Source organism: Williamsia sp. MIQD14, assembly GCF_051025635.1.
In the GTDB taxonomy this organism is placed as follows: Bacteria; Actinomycetota; Actinomycetes; order Mycobacteriales; family Mycobacteriaceae; genus Williamsia_A.
The window spans coordinates 569,527-586,597 of sequence record NZ_JBPFDG010000004.1 but is presented as its reverse complement, the minus strand read 5'-3'; the positions used below and the strand labels follow the sequence as shown (position 1 = coordinate 586,597).

Genomic DNA, 17,071 nt, shown 5'->3' with positions numbered 1-17,071 from the left:
CGCCGACCACCGGCTTCGATATCCGGACAATAGTTGCACGACAGACCCCTTGTCGGGCATTCGTGTGTATCCCCACATCGTGTCGCCGAGCGTTGTCGCCATCACCCGTGACCGGCACGGACCGGGCCGATCCGGCCACCGCCCGCACCGGTCAGCGGATGCCGGCCGCGTCCATCCCGCGCAGTTCCTTCTTGAGGTCGGAGATCTCGTCGCGGAGCCGACCGGCGAGCTCGAACTGCAGATCGCGGGCGGCGTTCATCATCTGCGCGGTGAGCGAGGCGATGAGGTCGGCGAGTTCGGCGCGTGGCATGGCCGACACGTCGCGCTTCTCGATGACGCCTGCGCTGATCGACTTGCTGACCTCGCCCTGCGCGCGCCGACCGCGGCTGGCGTTACGGCCGGAACCGCCGATCTCCACGGCGTCCTCGGCCTCCTTGTAGACCTGGTCGAGGATGTCGGCGATCTTCTTGCGTAGCGGCTGCGGATCGACGCCGGCGGCCTTGTTGTAGGCGACCTGCTTCTCTCGGCGCCGGTCGGTCTCGTCGATCGCGTTGCGCATCGAGTCGGTGATCTTGTCGGCGTACATGTGGACCTCGCCGGACACGTTGCGGGCCGCACGACCGATCGTCTGGATGAGGCTGGTGGTGCTGCGGAGGAAGCCCTCCTTGTCGGCGTCGAGGATCGCGACGAGCGACACCTCCGGGAGGTCGAGGCCCTCACGGAGCAGGTTGATGCCGACGAGGACGTCGTAGTCGCCGCCGCGGAGTTGGCGCAGCAACTCGACCCGGCGCAGCGTGTCGACCTCGGAGTGCAGGTATCGCACGCGGATACCCATCTCCAGCAGGTAGTCGGTGAGGTCCTCGGCCATCTTCTTGGTCAGCGTGGTCACCAGGACGCGCTCGTCGCGTTCGGTACGCAGGTTGATCTCGTGCACCAGGTCGTCGATCTGGCCCTTCGTGGGCTTGACCACCACCTGTGGATCGACGAGACCGGTCGGCCGGATGACCTGTTCGACGAACTCGCCGTTGGACTGGCCCAGCTCGTACGGGCCGGGGGTGGCCGACAGGTACACCGTCTGACCGATGCGGTCGACGAATTCGTCCCACGTCAACGGGCGATTGTCGACCGCCGACGGCAGCCGGAACCCGAAGTCGACCAGGTTGCGCTTGCGCGACATGTCGCCCTCGTACATGCCGCCGATCTGCGGCACGGTGACGTGCGACTCGTCGATGACCAGCAGGAAGTCGTCGGGGAAGTAGTCGATGAGCGTGGCCGGCGCGGTACCGGGGCCACGACCGTCGATGTGCCGCGAGTAGTTCTCGATGCCCGAGCAGAAACCGACCTGACGCATCATCTCGAGGTCGTAGGTGGTGCGCATGCGCAGTCGCTGCGCCTCGAGCAGCTTGCCCTTGCCCTCGAGATCGGCGAGCCGGTCCTCGAGTTCGGCCTCGATGCTCGCCATGGCCCGCTCCATGCGCTCGGGTCCCGCGACGTAGTGCGTGGCCGGGAAGATGCGCAGTGTGTCGACCTGGCGGACCACGTCGCCGGTGAGCGGGTGCAGGTAGTACAGCGCCTCCACCTCGTCACCGAAGAACTCGATCCGGACGGCGAGCTCCTCGTAGGACGGGATGATCTCGACCGTGTCGCCGCGGACGCGGAAGCTGCCGCGGGTGAAGCTCATGTCGTTGCGGCTGTACTGCACGTCGACGAGCAGGCGCAGCAGGGCGTCGCGGTCGACCTCCTGGCCGACGTCGAGGTGGATCGAGCGGTCCATGTACGACTGCGGGGTGCCCAGACCGTAGATGCACGAGACCGAGGCCACCACGACGACGTCGCGGCGCGACAGCAGACTCGAGGTCGCCGAGTGTCGCAACCGCTCGACGTCGTCGTTGATCGACGAGTCCTTCTCGATGTAGGTGTCGGTCTGGGCGATGTACGCCTCGGGTTGGTAGTAGTCGTAGTAGGAGACGAAGTACTCGACAGCGTTGTTGGGCAACATGTCCCGCAGCTCGTTGGCCAGCTGCGCGGCGAGTGTCTTGTTCGGCGCCATCACCAGGGTGGGCCGCTGCACCTTCTCGATGAGCCATGCCGTCGTCGCCGACTTGCCGGTGCCCGTCGCACCGAGCAGGACGATGTCCTTCTCCCCCGCGGCGATGCGCTGTTCGAGCGCCTCGATGGCCGCGGGCTGGTCACCGGCGGGTGAGTGTTCGCTGACCACCTCGAAGGCGGCCTCGGACCGTTCGATGTCGCCGACGGGTCGATGCTCGGAATGGGCGACGATGGGGTGTTCTGCCGCGAAAGCCATGTACTCCAGAGTAGGCGTGGGGTCCGACAACCGCGCCGATCGTCCCGGGCTCCGATACCCTCCGGTCCCATGGACGGCTCGGGGTCGGTGGGGGTGCACCCACCCAAACGCGAGGTGTTCGACGTCCCTGCCATGACCAACACCGACAACAAGGGCGTCGTCCGTCCGGTGCGGACGTACACCGAGACGCCGTTCGGTCTGTACATGTCACGCACCGCCGACCACCCCCGGTTCGACCACCTGGAGTCGTGGTTGCTTCCCGCCCTGGGACTGCGGGCCAGCATCTTCTGGTTCGTGGAGGGCCACCGGGCCGGGCAACGCCTCTACCTCGACGTGGGTCGCTTCACCGGCCCCGACGCCGCCGGCCGATGGCACGCCGAGGACTGGTACCTCGACCTCGTGGACGTCCCCGGGACACCACTCGAGCTCATCGACGTCGACGAGCTCGTGGAGGCCCACGCCGCCGGCCTGCTGTCCGCGGGCGACACGGTTCGGGCGTTCGAGATCGCGACGGCCGCGCTGGTGGGCGCCGCCGAACGAGACCATGACGTGGACCGATGGTTCGTCGAGAGCGGCGCTCCGCTGAGCTGGCCCGACGGCCCGGCCGGTCAGTCGGGGGCGTCGCCCGTCATCACGCGCGGGTAGACCTCGTCGAACCACGGTTCCTTGGCCTCTACGTAGGTGCTCGCCACGCCGTCTGCGGTCGTGGCGGCGGACCGCTTGACCGAGAGGTACTCCGCCTGCAGTCCCGGATCGGCGATGAGACGATCGCGGAACGCGGCGGCGAACCGCGCGTTCGGGGAGCCGTCCACGCGCACGTGGACGTTCGCGGGACGGCCGGGGTCGGCGGCGGCGTGCAGGGCCTTCACCCAGGACTGCGGTCCGTCGGCGGCAGGCGCGTCCCCGCTGCCCACAGCGGGCTTGGGCCGGTCGCCGTCGATCCCCTCGACGCGGGGGAAACCGCCCTCGGCGAGCGGCACTCCGAGCGCCGCGATGGTGTCGACGTCCGCGACGGTCACCTGCAGATCGATGACGTCCTTCGCGTCGAGACCGGGCACCGCCGTCGAGCCGATGTGCTCGACCTGCACGGCCTTGTCGCCGCAGATCGCCTGCAGACGGTGGACGAGTCTGCGCCCCTGTCGGGCCCAGGTCGGGTCGGCCGCGACCAGCGTGGCGGGTCCGGCCGCAGCGCGTGTCCCCGACCGGACGTTGGCCTCGTAGGGCACCAACCGCTCGTCCCAGAGGCGTGCCGCCGCGTCGGCCAATGCCTCGGCGGTGCCGCTGTTGTCGAGCCAGACGTCGGCCACCTCGCGGCGCTGGTCGACCGAGGCCTGGGAACGGATGCGGGCGCGGGCGTCGTCGGCGTCCATCCCCCGCAACTCCGTGAGCCGGTGCACCCGCAACTCCTCGTCGGCATGGACGATGACGACGAGGTGGAAGAACGGCGCCATCGATCCCTCGACGAGCAGTGGCACGTCCTGCACCACGACGGCGTCGGCGGGTGCGGCCTGCAGCATCTCCCAGGTCCGCGCGCCCACGAGCGGATGCACGATGGCGTTGAGGCGCGTGCGCTGTTCCTCGTCGACGAAGGCCTTCGCCGCGAGCGCCGGCCGGTCGAGGTCACCGTCCCCGGTGAGGATGTCGTCGCCGAACGCCTCGACCAGCGCGGCGAGGCCGTCACTGCCCTTCGCGACCACCTCACGGGCGATGACGTCGGCGTCGATGAGGTAGGCGCCGCGGTCGGTGAAGGTACGTGCGACGGTCGATTTGCCGGCGCCGATACCACCGGTGAGGCCCACTCTGATCACGGCGCCCAGTCTGTCAGAACCGGCGCACCGCCATGCCGATCGCGGTGGGCTACCGGGGCGTGACGCCGAGCAGGTACGACAGCTGCGTCGCGAGCGGGTTCAGGTCGAGCCTGTCCGGGTCCTTCTTGGGGGTGCGGTCCCAGGGCTGGGCGATCCCGGGGTCGGCGAACCGCGCGTTCTGGCCGCCGCGAACATCGGTCGGATTCCCCTGCGCCACAGCGCATCGTGCGTCACGGTTGAACGCGAAGTCGTCGTAGTCGATGTCGAAGTCCGGGTTCTTGCGCTTCTCCTCGGCGATGATCGCCTGCGTCCCCTCGTATCCCACGGTGCAGTCGGGTGGGTTGTTGGTCTCCAAGACGGCACCGAATCGGATGGTCCCGTCACCCGGGGCCGTCGAGTAGCTGCCGCTCGAGAGGGCCGAGAGCATGTTGACCGCCGGCCCCACGAGCGGGAAGGTCCCCCGGATGTTGCGGACGTCGGTCGCGAGGTTGCGCAGCACCGATGTCAGGTCGCCACCGCTGCGCTCGATCAGTGCTGCGATCTGGGTGGCGCTGGTCTGACCCGTCGTCAACAGGCGCCGCAGATCGGGGTCACTCGTCGCGAGCTGTGCGGTCACCAGTCCGAGGTTCTTGGACCAGTCGAGGATCGCGTCGGACTGATCGGCCTGCGTCGACAACACGGTGTTGCCGTTGCGGATCAGCGAGATCGTCGCGGGGAGATTGTCGTTGCCCGACTTCGACAGGTTCGCCAACGAGTCGACCAGCACCCGGAGGTTCTCGCCGTTGCCGTTGAACGCCTTGCCCAGCTCGGTGATGACGGTGTTCAGATCACCCAGCGGCACCGACTCGGTGAAGTCGACCGCCGAGGAGATCACGTCCTGCACCGGCGTCGGGATCGTCGTGTCCGAGATGACCGACCCGTCCTTCAGGTACGGGCCGCCGACACTCGACGGTCGCAGATCGACGTACTGCTCACCGATCGCCGATCGGTTGGCCACCACCGCCTGCGCCGTCGCCGGCACCTTCGGACCACCGGAGTCGAGATTCAGGGCGACGCGCACACCGTCGGGCCGCAGCTGCAAAGCGCCCACACGCCCGACCGGCACCCCTTGATAGGTCACCTCGGCGTTGGTGAAGATTCCGCCGGAGTCGGTGAAATCCGCGTGCACCGTGTAGATCCCGACACCGACCAGGTTGTCGATGCGGGCGTACTTCACCGCGAGGACGACACCGAAAAGCGTTGCCACGACCACCAGGACGATGATCTGCCGTACCTGGAACCGGCTCACCATGTTCACAGCGTCGCCACCTCATCCTCTCGACGGTCGCCTGCCGAGGGTGGTGGTGTCACCACGTCACGCGTGCGCCGGGGAGAACACTGTCACACCGGATCTGACGTTTTCAACGCTCGATGGCACGGTTCGAGGTGCCGGGTGAGTCGCGTTCGACACCTCGAGACGGGCGTGTGGTGTGAGTCACCGGAATGCGACATATCGTCGAACCAGCGGCGATCGATGTTGCGCACAGCAGACCGATCCGACCGCCGAGACGACCGTGGGCCCCTCCTCGTGACGAGGAAGGGCCCACGGCCGGAATTGCGTGCGGAAACCGTCAGGCGTTGCCGGACAGCTTCTCGCGCAGTGCTGCGAGCTGCTCGTCGCTGGCGAGCGAACCACCCCGCGCCGGTGCGGCCGCACCGGTCGAGGAGGAGCCACCCTCGGACGGGCCGGCCGAGGCCGACTCCGACGAGTAGTCGGTCGGGGCGTTGGCCGCCTCTTCCGCTGCCTTGGCGAACTTCTCGATCTGGGCGGTGTGCATCTTGTGACGACGCTCGGCCTCGGCGTACCGCTGCTCCCAGGCCTCACGCTGCTTCTCGAAGCCCTCGAGCCACTCGTTGGTGTCGGGGTCGAAGCCCTCGGGGAAGATGTAGTTCCCCTGCTCGTCGTAGCTGTCGGCCATGCCGTACTTCGAGGGGTCGAACTCCTCGGTGTAGTCCTCGTTGGCCTGCTTGAGGCTCAGCGAGATGCGGCGACGCTCGAGGTCGATGTCGATGACCTTGACCATCGCGTCGTCGTTGACCGCGACGACCTGATCGGGCACCTCGACGTGACGCTCGGCCAGCTCCGAGATGTGCACGAGGCCCTCGATGCCCTCTTCCACGCGGACGAACGCACCGAACGGCACCAGCTTGGTGACCTTGCCGGGCACGATCTGACCGATCGCGTGGGTGCGGGCGAACTGACGCCACGGATCTTCCTGGGTCGCCTTGAGCGACAACGACACACGCTCGCGGTCGAGATCGACGTCGAGAACCTCGACGGTGACCTCGTCACCGACGGCGACGACCTCGGACGGGTGGTCGATGTGCTTCCACGACAGCTCGGAGACGTGCACCAGACCGTCGACGCCGCCGAGATCGACGAACGCACCGAAGTTGACGATCGACGACACGACACCCTTGCGGACCTGGCCCTTGGCCAGCTGGTGCAGGAACTCGCTGCGGACCTCGGACTGGGTCTGCTCGAGCCATGCACGGCGCGACAGGACCACGTTGTTGCGGTTCTTGTCGAGCTCGATGATCTTGGCCTCGATCTCCTTGCCGATGTACGGCTGCAGATCGCGCACGCGACGCATCTCCACCAGCGACGCCGGGAGGAAGCCACGCAGACCGATGTCGAGGATGAGTCCACCCTTGACGACCTCGATGACGGTGCCCTTGACGGCCTCGTCCTTCTCCTTGAGCTCCTCGATCGTTCCCCAGGCACGCTCGTACTGCGCGCGCTTCTTGGAGAGGATCAGCCGGCCTTCCTTGTCCTCCTTGGTGAGGACGAGGGCTTCGACCGCATCGCCGACGTTGACGACCTCGTTGGGGTCGACGTCGTGCTTGATGGACAGCTCACGCGAGGGGATGACGCCCTCGGTCTTGTACCCGATGTCTAGCAGGACCTCGTCGCGGTCGACCTTGACGATGGTTCCCTCGACGATGTCGCCATCGTTGAAGTACTTGATCGTGGCGTCGATTGCGGCGAGGAAATCCTCGGCAGTGCCAATGTCGTTGATGGCAACTTGCGGCGAGATGATGGTGGACGGCATATGTTGGGTTGCTCCGGACAGTGTCGTAGTAGGGGTGATCGTGCGGGTTGTGGTCCGATGAGGACATGACTTCCCACGCGGGCGTGGGCACGCGCGTGACTCAGGCTACGCCAGGCGCTGTGTCCTGGGCAAATGGCCTCGACCGCCCCTCGATGCGCCCTCCGCAGGCCCCAGCTCGGCGAATTGCCCGGGAGCACAGGTGAGTAGACCGACGATCCGCCTCCGTCCCGATTCGGCGGCCAGTGAGGATGCCAACCGTCGCTGGTGGGATTCCGACGCCGCGAGCTATCACGCAGAGCACGGCCGCTTCCTGGGCGCCGACTCCCCCGACGGCGAGTTCGTGTGGTGCCCCGAAGGCCTGCACGAGGGGGATGCGGGTCTGCTCGGTGACGTCGCCGGACGCGACATCCTCGAGGTCGGCTGCGGTTCGGCACCGTGCGCCCGATGGCTCGTCGGACGCGGGGCCCGGGTGGTCGGTCTCGACGTCTCGGCGGCGATGCTGCGCAGCGGCGCCGCCTCCCCGGGAGCCGCGCCGGCGCTGGTGCAGGCCGGTGCCGAGAACCTCCCCTTCGCCGACGCGTCCTTCGACATCGCCTGCTCGGCGTTCGGGGCGGTGCCCTTCGTGGCGGACTCGGCACGCGTGATGGCCGAGGTGGCGCGGGTCCTGCGTCCCGGTGGTCGATGGGTCTTCGCGGTCAACCACCCGGTGCGCTGGATCTTCCCCGACGATCCCGGACCGGTCGGCCTCACCGTGGCCATCCCCTACTTCGACCGGTCGCCGTATGTGGAGGCCGACGACGACGGCACGGTGACCTACGTCGAGCACCATCGGACGATCGGTGACCGGGTCCGGGAGATCCGCACGGCCGGACTCGTGCTCGACGACATCGTGGAGCCGGAGTGGCCGGAATGGCTCGATCAGGAGTGGGGACAGTGGAGCCCGCTGCGCGGTCAGTACTTCCCCGGTACCGCGATCTTCTGCTGCACCCGCCCCGAGTGACCTCGGGAGGTCACGCCGAGGCCATCAGGACGCGCGTGGCGGCGTCGGCCGGATGGAACAACTCCAGGGTCAGCTCGTCCACGGTCACGTCGAGAGCGGTCTGCACCGAGGCGGCCATGGACAGGAACGCCAGCTCACCGAGCCGATGCCCGAGGCGCAGTTCCACCGCCACGCCCGCGGGATTCTCGGCGTGCCCTGCCGGCGACGGATAGCCACGGACCTCGCCGAGGAGTTCGGCGAGGCGGGGGTCACCTGTGCGGCTCGCCCGCCGGGTCAGTTGGGTGAGCAGATGGTCACGCCACGGGGCCAGGTCGGTGATCCGTGGTGCGAGACCGTCGGGGTGCAGTCCGAGTCGGATGACGTTGACAGGAGGGGTCAGCAGTTCGACCGAGCACCCCTCCACCACGGTCGCGACGGCGTCGTTGGCCTCGACGACGTCGAAATGGCGGTCGAGGATCAGCGCGGGGAACGGCATGTGTGCGATGAGCACGCCGCGAAGTGCGTCACGGAAGGTCGCCAGTTCCGGGGCGTCGAGACCGTATTCGCCGTAGGCGGGTGCGTACCCGCCCGCGAGCAGCAGTCGATTGCGTTCGCGCAGAGGCACATCGAGGTACTCGGCGATCCGTAGGATCATCGCAGCGGTCGGACGGGATCGACCGGTCTCGATGAAACTGACGTGCCTACTGGATATCCCCGCCTCGACGGCGAGGTCCAGCTGGCTGCATCGGCGCGTGTTCCGCCACCCCCGCAGCAACTCACCGACCGGCGCGTCTGCGGAGCCGCGAGACGGGCTGTGGACCACCATGGGCCGACCCTAGGCGAAGGACATCATCACGACCATTACCTCACGGGTAATCGACTGTGGCACAGCGGCGAGCCGACACTGACGGAGCCCGATCGCCCGATGTGGAAGGACACCACCATGAACCACCAGACCGACACCATCGACCTCGACGACCTCGTCGACCGTTACCTCGCCATCTGGAACGACACCGACCCCGCCGGCCGTCGAGGGAAGATCGACACACTGTTCGCGGGCGACGGACGTTATGTCGACCCGCTGGCCACCGCCTCGGGCCGAGGGGAGTTCGATGAACTGGTCGACGGCGCCCAGCGGCAGTTCGCGGGTCTCACGTTCCGACGGGGACGGGTGTTCGACGCCCACCACGATCTCGCCAGGTTCACGTGGGAACTCGTGACCGGCCCCGACGCCGAGCCCATCGCCGTCGGATTCGACGTCGTGGAGGTCGACAGCACCGGTCGGATCACCCGCGTGAGCGGGTTCATCGATTCGATGCCCGCCTGAGCGGTCAGAGAATTCGGGACAGGAACGCCTGCGTGCGTTCCTGTTTCGGGTTCGACAACACCTCACTGGGCACGCCGCTCTCGACGATCCGACCGCCGTCCATGAAGACGAGCTTGTCGGCGACCTCGCGGGCGAATCCCATCTCGTGGGTGACGACGATCATCGTCATCCCCTCCTTGGCGAGCGTGCGCATCACGGTGAGCACCTCGCCGACGAGTTCCGGGTCGAGAGCCGAGGTCGGCTCGTCGAAGAGCATGAGCTTGGGGTCCATCGCGAGGGCACGGGCGATCGCGAGCCGCTGCTGCTGCCCACCCGACAGCTGGGCCGGGTAGGCATGCGCCTTGTCCGACAGGCCGACCTGGCCGAGCAGATCCTCGGCCCGCGCGACGGCCGCCTTCTTCGACACGCCCTTCACCCGGATCGGCGCCTCGATGATGTTGTTCAGCGCGGTGCGGTGTCCGAAGAGGTTGAAGTGCTGGAACACCATCCCGATGTCACGGCGCTGATGCGCGGCCTGCTTCGGACTGAGTTCGTACAGTTTCCCGTTGGCCTCGCGGTAACCGATCAGCTCACCGTCGACATAAAGGCGACCGGCGTTCACCGACTCCAGGTGGTTCACGCAGCGCAGGAACGTCGACTTACCCGATCCCGAGGGGCCGACGATGCACATGACCTCACCGGGGTCCACGTCGAGGGAGATCCCCTTGAGGACCTCGAGGGCACCGAAGTTCTTGTGCACCTGTTCGGCACGCACCATCGGGGTCATGCGGGGCCACCCTCGTGATGTGACGCCGCCTTGGCGAGCGCCTGGAGTTGTCGTCCGGTGAGTGTGCGAGTCGAACCTCGCGAGTAGTACCGCTCGATGTAGAACTGGCCGACCATCAGGACACTGGTCACCGCCAGGTACCAGGTGGAGGCGACCAACAGCAGCGGGATGGGCTGGAAGTTGACGCCGGCGATGTCGTTGGCTCGGCCGTAGAGCTCGGCGCTGTAGGGGACGGCCGTGACCAGCGTCGTCGTCTTGAGCATGCTGATCACCTCGTTCCCGGTCGGGGGGATGATGACCCGCATGGCCTGCGGCAACACGGTGCGCCACATGGTCTGGCCCCAACTCATGCCCAGCGCCTTCGACGCCTCGGTCTGCCCCTCACCCACCGAGAGGATGCCTGCGCGCACGATCTCCGCCATGTACGCCGACTCGTTGAGCGCGAGGCCGATCATCGCGAAGGTGAACGCCGCGTTGAGATCCTGGATGTCGAAGTGCGCGAACTGAACGGTGAAAGGGATACCGAGATCGATCGTCTTGTAGATCGACGGGAACAGACCCCAGAAGACCAACTGCACGTAGACCGGTGTGCCGCGGAAGATCCACAGGTACACCCATCCCACCGACCGCAACACCCGGTTCGGGGACAGCCGCATCACGGCCAGCAGCGCGCCGAGCACGACGCCGATCACCATGGCGAGCACGGTGAGCGCCAGCGTGTAGCCGACACCGGACAGGATCCGGGTGTCGAACAGGTACTTGCCGTAGGTGGACCACCCGTACGCCGGGTTGGTGGCGGCGCCGTAGATGAACAACACCACCAGGACCACGACGACGACCGCCGCGATGATCTGGCCGGGTTTACGGACCGGGATGGCCTTGATGGGGGTCGGATCGGCGGCGGTGGTCGCCGCGGGTTCGGTGGAGGACATCGAGATCGTCGGTCTGAGGCGACGGCGCGGTCAGTTGATCGCGCCGTTGATGACCGCGGTCGGGATCGCCCCGGCCTGCACACCCCACGACTTCGTGATGTCGAGGTAGGCGCCGCTGTCGATGAGGGCCTGCACGGCCTTCTGGAGAACCGGCCCGAGCGGCGAACCCTTTGCCACCGGGTAGCCGTACGGCGCGGAGTCGAAGACCGCGCCCGCGGTGGCGAGCTTCCCGCCGGACTGCTTGATGGCGTAGGCGGTGACCGGCGAGTCGGCCGACATCGCGTCGACCTTGCCCAGCACGACGGCGTTGGTCGCGTCGGCCTGGCTGTCGAACTTGACCTTGTCGATGGCGGGTTTGCCGGCGTCGGTGCACGCCTTGCTCTTCGCCGGGACCTCGTCGGTGTCCTCGGTGGTGTCGGACTGCACCGCCACCCGTAGACCGCACGCATTGTTCGGATCGACCGATTTGCCTGCGGGCGCGGCCCACTGGACACCCGCGCTGTAGTAGGTGACGAAATCCACCTGCTGCTCACGCTCTTTCGAGTCGGTGAACGACGACATGCCCATGTCGTAGGTGCCCTGCTGCACGGCGGGGATGATCTTGGCGAAGTCGGATTCCTTGTATTCCGCGGTCACACCGAGTGTCTTGGCGATCGCGTTCACCAGGTCGACATCGAAGCCGACGATCTTGCCGCTGGGATCCTTGAACTCGTTGGGCGAGTAAGGAACATTGACGCCGACCACGAGCTTGCCCGAGGACTTGATCTTCTCGGGGAGCTGCGCGGCGAGCGCGTCGTTCTTCGACACGGAGATGCTCGAGGCGCCGGCGGACGGCGCCGTCCCGGACGCGCCCTCGCTGTTGGTACAGCCGGCGGCCGTGAGCGCCACCAGGGCGGTCGCGGCGATGGTGGTGATCAGACGTGGTCGTCGCACAGGTCGTTCCCCTCGAGATCCATGGCGACGTGTGGTCGGGTCGTCGCCTCTCGTGACACTAGACGACCCCGACGGTCGGTGAGTGGTGAGTGACCACAGGGCGGAGACTCAGATCCATGGCCCATTCCCTCGAACTCCTTCTCGATCCGGACACCGACGCCACGATCCGACGGATGTGGACGGCACTGCTCGCCGCGGACCTGCCCAGCCAGGGCGCGCACCGATCGAGTTCGAACCGACCGCACATCACCCTGCTCGCCACCGAGCGCATCGACCCCGGCGTCGACGCCGTCGCCCGCGGACTCGTCGACCGGTTCCCGCTGACGGTAGACGTCGGTGCGACCGTGGTCTTCCGAGGCGGCCGGTCGACGGTGGCCCGGCTCGTCGTCGCGAGTCGGGAGTTGCTCGCGCTGCACCGCGAGGTGCATCACCTCGCGGCGCCGTTCGTCGACGGGGTCGTGTTCGACCACTGCACCCCGGACCACTGGACACCGCATCTCACGGTGGCCCGGCGCGTCTCCGACGAGCACCTCGGCCGATGCATCGCGGTGGCCGACGACGGGGGTCACGGGGCGGCGATCACCGCAACCGTCACCGGGATGCGTCGGTGGGACAGTGACTCCCGCGAGGTCGTCGAACTCATCGGCGTCCGACAGATCGACCGGTAGACGACGGGCCCGGACTCAGTGCGCGGCCTCGTCCCACGATGTCCCGAACCCGACCGAGACGTCGAGCGGAACAGACAGTTCGATCGCCGATCCCATCTTCGCGCGCACCATCTCCTCGAGCTGGTCGCGCTCGCCGTCGGCGACCTCGAACACGAGTTCGTCGTGTACCTGCAGCAGCATCCGCGAATCCATCTCCGCATCGCGTAAAGCATTCTGCACGTTGATCATCGCGACCTTGATGATGTCGGCGGCCGTGCCCTGGATCGGCGCGTTGAGCGCAGCGCGCTCGGCGACGTCGCGACGCTGCCGGTTGTCGCTGTTGAGGTCCGGGAGGTAACGCCGACGCCCGAAGAGCGTGGAGGTGTACTCGTTGCGGCGCGCCTCCTCGACCGTCTCGTGCAGGTAGTCGCGCACGCCACCGAACCGGGAGAAGTAGGCCTCCATCTGCTCCTTGGCCTCGGTGGTGCTGATCTTCAGCTGCGCCGAGAGTCCGAATGCGCTGAGCCCGTAGGCGAGTCCGTACGACATGGCCTTCACCCGACGACGCATGTCGGCGGTCACCTCGTCGATCGGGACACCGAACGCGCGTGACCCGACGAAACTGTGCAGGTCCTCACCGGTGTTGAACGCCTCGATGAGTCCGGCGTCGGCGGAGAGGTGCGCCATGATGCGCATCTCGATCTGGCTGTAGTCGGCGGTCATCAGCGATGCGAACCGCCTCCCCGGGGCCTCACCGACCACGAAACCCTTGCGGATGTCGCGACCGGCGTCGGTCCGCACCGGGATGTTCTGCAGGTTCGGCTCGGTCGACGACAACCGTCCGGTCGCGGCGATCGTCTGGTTGAACGTCGTGTGGATGCGACCGTCGTCGGAGACCGACTTCAACAAGCCGTCGACGGTGACCTTGAGGCGGGTCGCGTCGCGGTGTTCGAGCAGATGCGCGAGGAACGGGTGCTCGGTCTTGTCGAACAACGTCTGCAACGCATCGGCATCGGTGGTGTACCCGGTCTTGGTGCGTTTGGTCTTGGGCATCTCGAGCTTGTCGAAGAGCACGGCCTGCAACTGTTTGGGCGAGCCGAGGTTGATCTGTTCGCCGATCACCTCGTACGCCTGGTCGGCCGCCGACCGGATGCGGTCGGCAAACCGCGACTCGAGGTCACCGAGATGGCCGGTGTCGACGGCGATGCCCGCGGCCTCGATGTCGGCCAGCACCACCAGCAGCGGCAGCTCCATCTCGGTGAGCAGGGTGAGCGAGTCGATGTCGGCGAGCTCGCCGTCGAGGGTCGCCGCCAACTCGTGCACCGCCTGGGCGGCGATCATCTCCTGCTCGGCGCGACGGGTGTCGTCGGCCCCCTCGTCGTCGAGCAACGACATCTGGCCCTCGTCGGCGACGTCGTCGGCCCGCAGTTCCCGCCGCAGGTATCGCAGGGCCAGATCGTCGAGGTTGAACGAGCGCTGCCCGGGCCGCACCAGGTAGGCGGCCAGCGAGGTGTCGCTGGTGATCCCGGCGATCGCCCATCCGCGTCCACGCAGCGCGTGGATGGCCCACTTCGCCTCGTGGATCGCCTTGGCGCACGTCGGGTCGGCCAACCATTCGGCCAGTGCCGCCTCGTCGTCGGCGTCGGCGATCGCCGTGTCGAGCCAGGCGGCCTCCCCGTCCTCGGCCGCGAACGCGATGCCCTCGGTGTCGGACCCGAACACCCGGGCGGGACCCACCACCGACAGGGCGGTACGACCGGTACGGGCGTGGTTGTCGAGCCATTCCCGCACGGTTCCGGCGGCGAGCACCTGCCCGCGCACCTCGAAACCGGCCTCGGCCTCGGGTTCGACCGAACTCAGCGTGGTGAAGATGCGGTCGCGCAGCACCCGGAACTCGAGATCGTCGAACAGCTGGTGGATCCGTTCGCGGTCCCAGGGCTGCAGGGCCAGGTCCTCGGGAGCGGTCGGCAGCTCCATGTCGCGCACGAGCTCGGTGAGGCGCCGGTTCATGAGCACCGAGGCCAGGTGCTCGCGCAGGGCGTCGCCCACCTTGCCCTTCACCGCGTCGACGTTGTGCACCAGCGCCTCGAGCGATCCGTACTCGCGGATCCACTTGGCTGCGGTCTTCTCCCCCACCCCGGGGATGCCGGGCAGGTTGTCGCTCGGATCACCGCGCAGCGCAGCGTAATCCGGGTACTGCGCAGGGGTGAGGCCGTACTTCTTGTCGACCTCCTCGGGGGTGAACCGGGTCAGTTCCGACACGCCGCGCTTGGGGTAGAGGACGGTGGTGTGGTCGTCGACGAGCTGCAGGGAGTCCCGGTCTCCGGTCACCACGAGCACGCGGAAGTCCTGGGCGCGCGCCTGGGTGGTGAGGGTCGCGATGATGTCGTCGGCCTCGAAGCCCTCGATCGCCATCACCGGGATGCCCATCGCTGCGAGGACGTCCTTGGTGAGATCGACCTGACCGTTGAACTCGTCGGGCGACTTGCTGCGCTGCGCCTTGTACTCGGGGTACATGTCGGCACGGAACGTCTGACGGGACACGTCGAAAGCGGCGGCGATGTGCGACGGCTGCTCATCGCGCAGCAGGTTGATCAGCATCGAGGTGAACCCGTACACGGCGTTCGTCGTCTGGCCCGATGCGGTCTTGAAGTTCTCCGCCGGCAGGGCGAAGAACGCCCGATAGGCCAGGGAGTGACCGTCGAGCAGCATGAGGGTCGGCGGCCCGGTCGTGCCGGCCTTGGTCGCGGTGGTTCCGGTGGGGCTCACACCGAACCACTCTAGAGAGCCGGTCGGACACGCGGCGACGACCTGCGACATGTCGACCGGGAACGCGCTTCACCCGGACGGGTGTCGGTTCGGGCACTAGAGTCCCAACTCACGGTGAACAACGCCGCGCCGGGGCGCGTTGCGCCGGCGAACATCTGTGGAGGTGGACGGCCCGATGCACGGCATTGTCCCGCGGGAGACCGCGAGGCCGCGAAATCCACGGGGATTCCCGGTGATCCGATGGTGCGCGACGATCCTGGTGACGGCGTTCGCGTCGATGATCCTGGCGTCGACGCTGGCGTCGACGGCGTCGGCCGCACCCGGCGACGTCCGCATCTTCGGCAACCTGCGCAACGGCACCGAGCGGGTGGCCGACGTGACGGTCACCGCGAAGGACACCGGGGGTGCCACGGTGGGCACGGCGAAGTCGAGCGCCACCGGCGCCTGGTCGATCAGCCTGCCCCCGGGCAACTATGTCGTCGCCATCGACGAGTCGACGCTGCCCAAGGGCATCTCGGTGCAGGAGAAGACCCGATCGATCCCGGTGGTGTTGACCGCGGGCACCGATCGGCCGGTCATCTTCTCCTTCGGCGCCGAACGGACCTCCACCGAGGTCTCGGCGGTGTCGAAGCTGACCAGACTCGCGATCGACGGATTGCGGTTCGGCCTCATCATCGCGATCACCGGCGTCGGGCTCAGCCTGATCTTCGGGACGACCGGCCTGACGAACTTCGCGCACGGCGAGCTCGTGACCCTCGGCGCGGTCATCGCGTGGGCCATCAACGTGAAGCTCGGCCTCAACCTCATCCTGGCGACGGTCATCGCGGTGGTCATCGGCGCGGGCATCGGCGTCGCCAACGAACTGGGCATCTGGCGCCTGCTGCGACGCCGACGATCGGGGTTGGTCGCGCAGCTCGTCGTGTCGATCGGGTTGTCGCTGGTCGCGCGCTACCTGATCCTCATCTTCTTCTCCGACCGATCGGAACCCTTCGCCGACTATCAGGTCCAGACCCAGATCGGATCGGGCGCCTTCGCCATCACCCCGGTCAACCTGTTCTGCATCATCGTCAGCCTCGTGGTGCTCGTCGCGGTGGCCACCATGTTGCAGCGCACACGGATCGGCAAGGCGATGCGAGCGGTCGCCGACAACCGGGACCTGGCGGCGTCGTCGGGCATCGACGTCGACCGCGTCATCCTGTTCGTCTGGGCGCTCGCCGGCGCACTGGCCACCCTCGGCGGTGTCCTGTTCGCCCTGTCGGAGCTCTCGGGTCGTGTCCAGTGGGAGATGGGGTTCAAGCTGTTGCTGCTCATGTTCGCCGGCATCACCCTCGGCGGTCTGGGCACCGCCTACGGCGCCCTCCTCGGATGCGTGATCGTCGGTCTGTTGGTGCAGCTCTCCACGTACTGGGTCAACCCCGACCTCAAATACATCGGCGGTCTGGTCGTGTTGATCGTCATCCTCGCCATACGACCCCAGGGCATCCTCGGATCCCGCGCACGGATCGGCTGACGA

Annotated in this window: 14 protein-coding genes; 5 read left to right on the top strand and 9 right to left on the bottom strand. The window is 67.4% G+C overall.

Features of this window, described 5'->3' with window-relative positions:
- Positions 1 to 151: 151 nt before the first annotated feature.
- Positions 152 to 2,305, bottom strand: coding sequence for an excinuclease ABC subunit UvrB (uvrB, locus tag ACQ7HM_RS17330; RefSeq protein WP_434217455.1), 2,154 nt, complete (start codon positions 2,303 to 2,305; stop codon positions 152 to 154).
- 69 nt (positions 2,306 to 2,374) lie between these two features.
- Between uvrB and ACQ7HM_RS17325 the strand changes: the two genes are divergently transcribed.
- The gene (locus tag ACQ7HM_RS17325) at positions 2,375 to 2,950 is read left to right on the top strand and encodes a DUF402 domain-containing protein (protein WP_434217454.1); all 576 of its coding nucleotides are present in this window, start codon (positions 2,375 to 2,377) and stop codon (positions 2,948 to 2,950) included.
- On the opposite strand, the gene coaE is transcribed toward ACQ7HM_RS17325, so the two are convergent.
- The 3 genes from coaE to rpsA form a co-directional block, all read right to left on the bottom strand.
- The gene (gene coaE / locus ACQ7HM_RS17320; protein WP_434217453.1) at positions 2,914 to 4,113 is read right to left on the bottom strand and encodes a dephospho-CoA kinase; all 1,200 of its coding nucleotides are present in this window, start codon (positions 4,111 to 4,113) and stop codon (positions 2,914 to 2,916) included. The genes ACQ7HM_RS17325 and coaE overlap by 37 nt on opposite strands.
- Positions 4,114 to 4,162: 49 nt before the next feature.
- Entirely contained in the window at positions 4,163 to 5,404 is a 1,242-nt protein-coding gene (locus ACQ7HM_RS17315) for an MCE family protein (RefSeq protein WP_434217516.1), read from the bottom strand.
- Between the two features lie 319 nt (positions 5,405 to 5,723).
- A complete protein-coding gene (gene rpsA / locus ACQ7HM_RS17310) occupies positions 5,724 to 7,205 on the bottom strand; it encodes a 30S ribosomal protein S1 (protein WP_045823014.1) in 1,482 nt (493 codons plus the stop codon).
- A gap of 199 nt (positions 7,206 to 7,404) precedes the next feature.
- Between rpsA and ACQ7HM_RS17305 the strand changes: the two genes are divergently transcribed.
- Positions 7,405 to 8,205 carry a class I SAM-dependent methyltransferase gene (locus tag ACQ7HM_RS17305; protein WP_434217452.1) on the top strand — a complete coding sequence of 267 codons (801 nt, stop codon included), beginning with the start codon at positions 7,405 to 7,407 and terminating at the stop codon, positions 8,203 to 8,205.
- Positions 8,206 to 8,215: 10 nt separating this feature from the next.
- On the opposite strand, the gene ACQ7HM_RS17300 is transcribed toward ACQ7HM_RS17305, so the two are convergent.
- On the bottom strand, positions 8,216 to 9,010 hold the full coding sequence (locus ACQ7HM_RS17300) for a helix-turn-helix domain-containing protein (RefSeq protein ID WP_434217451.1): 795 nt from the start codon (positions 9,008 to 9,010) through the stop codon (positions 8,216 to 8,218).
- Between the two features lie 117 nt (positions 9,011 to 9,127).
- Between ACQ7HM_RS17300 and ACQ7HM_RS17295 the strand changes: the two genes are divergently transcribed.
- Positions 9,128 to 9,511, top strand: coding sequence for a nuclear transport factor 2 family protein (locus ACQ7HM_RS17295; RefSeq protein WP_434217450.1), 384 nt, complete (start codon positions 9,128 to 9,130; stop codon positions 9,509 to 9,511).
- A 4-nt stretch (positions 9,512 to 9,515) separates the two neighbouring features.
- On the opposite strand, the gene ACQ7HM_RS17290 is transcribed toward ACQ7HM_RS17295, so the two are convergent.
- The 3 genes from ACQ7HM_RS17290 to ACQ7HM_RS17280 are packed head-to-tail and all read right to left on the bottom strand — an operon-like array spanning position 9,516 to position 12,142.
- Positions 9,516 to 10,277, bottom strand: coding sequence for an amino acid ABC transporter ATP-binding protein (locus ACQ7HM_RS17290; RefSeq protein ID WP_434217449.1), 762 nt, complete (start codon positions 10,275 to 10,277; stop codon positions 9,516 to 9,518).
- The gene (locus ACQ7HM_RS17285; RefSeq protein WP_434217448.1) at positions 10,274 to 11,209 is read right to left on the bottom strand and encodes an amino acid ABC transporter permease; all 936 of its coding nucleotides are present in this window, start codon (positions 11,207 to 11,209) and stop codon (positions 10,274 to 10,276) included. The genes ACQ7HM_RS17290 and ACQ7HM_RS17285 overlap by 4 nt, the downstream gene beginning before the upstream one ends.
- A 30-nt stretch (positions 11,210 to 11,239) precedes the next feature.
- On the bottom strand, positions 11,240 to 12,142 hold the full coding sequence (locus ACQ7HM_RS17280; RefSeq protein ID WP_434217447.1) for an ABC transporter substrate-binding protein: 903 nt from the start codon (positions 12,140 to 12,142) through the stop codon (positions 11,240 to 11,242).
- Between the two features lie 116 nt (positions 12,143 to 12,258).
- Between ACQ7HM_RS17280 and ACQ7HM_RS17275 the strand changes: the two genes are divergently transcribed.
- The gene (locus ACQ7HM_RS17275; RefSeq protein WP_434217446.1) at positions 12,259 to 12,810 is read left to right on the top strand and encodes a 2'-5' RNA ligase family protein; all 552 of its coding nucleotides are present in this window, start codon (positions 12,259 to 12,261) and stop codon (positions 12,808 to 12,810) included.
- 15 nt (positions 12,811 to 12,825) lie between these two features.
- Here ACQ7HM_RS17275 and polA read toward each other — a convergent pair whose 3' ends face one another.
- On the bottom strand, positions 12,826 to 15,501 hold the full coding sequence (gene polA / locus ACQ7HM_RS17270) for a DNA polymerase I (RefSeq protein ID WP_434217515.1): 2,676 nt from the start codon (positions 15,499 to 15,501) through the stop codon (positions 12,826 to 12,828).
- A 334-nt stretch (positions 15,502 to 15,835) separates the two neighbouring features.
- On the opposite strand from polA, the gene ACQ7HM_RS17265 reads away from it, so the two are divergent.
- Entirely contained in the window at positions 15,836 to 17,068 is a 1,233-nt protein-coding gene (locus ACQ7HM_RS17265) for an ABC transporter permease subunit (protein WP_434217514.1), read from the top strand.
- Positions 17,069 to 17,071: the final 3 nt, after the last annotated feature.

Coding starts and splice junctions, on each gene's coding strand:
- ACQ7HM_RS17315 (WP_434217516.1), bottom strand. CDS start 5,404: ATGGTGAGCCGGTTCCAGGTACGGCAGATCATCGTCCTGGTGGTCGTG.
- ACQ7HM_RS17295 (WP_434217450.1), top strand. CDS start 9,128: ATGAACCACCAGACCGACACCATCGACCTCGACGACCTCGTCGACCGT.
- uvrB (WP_434217455.1), bottom strand. CDS start 2,305: ATGGCTTTCGCGGCAGAACACCCCATCGTCGCCCATTCCGAGCATCGA.
- ACQ7HM_RS17325 (WP_434217454.1), top strand. CDS start 2,375: ATGGACGGCTCGGGGTCGGTGGGGGTGCACCCACCCAAACGCGAGGTG.
- ACQ7HM_RS17290 (WP_434217449.1), bottom strand. CDS start 10,277: ATGACCCCGATGGTGCGTGCCGAACAGGTGCACAAGAACTTCGGTGCC.
- rpsA (WP_045823014.1), bottom strand. CDS start 7,205: ATGCCGTCCACCATCATCTCGCCGCAAGTTGCCATCAACGACATTGGC.
- ACQ7HM_RS17275 (WP_434217446.1), top strand. CDS start 12,259: ATGGCCCATTCCCTCGAACTCCTTCTCGATCCGGACACCGACGCCACG.
- ACQ7HM_RS17285 (WP_434217448.1), bottom strand. CDS start 11,209: ATGTCCTCCACCGAACCCGCGGCGACCACCGCCGCCGATCCGACCCCC.
- ACQ7HM_RS17300 (WP_434217451.1), bottom strand. CDS start 9,010: ATGGTGGTCCACAGCCCGTCTCGCGGCTCCGCAGACGCGCCGGTCGGT.
- polA (WP_434217515.1), bottom strand. CDS start 15,501: ATGCTGCTCGACGGTCACTCCCTGGCCTATCGGGCGTTCTTCGCCCTG.
- ACQ7HM_RS17265 (WP_434217514.1), top strand. CDS start 15,836: ATGATCCTGGCGTCGACGCTGGCGTCGACGGCGTCGGCCGCACCCGGC.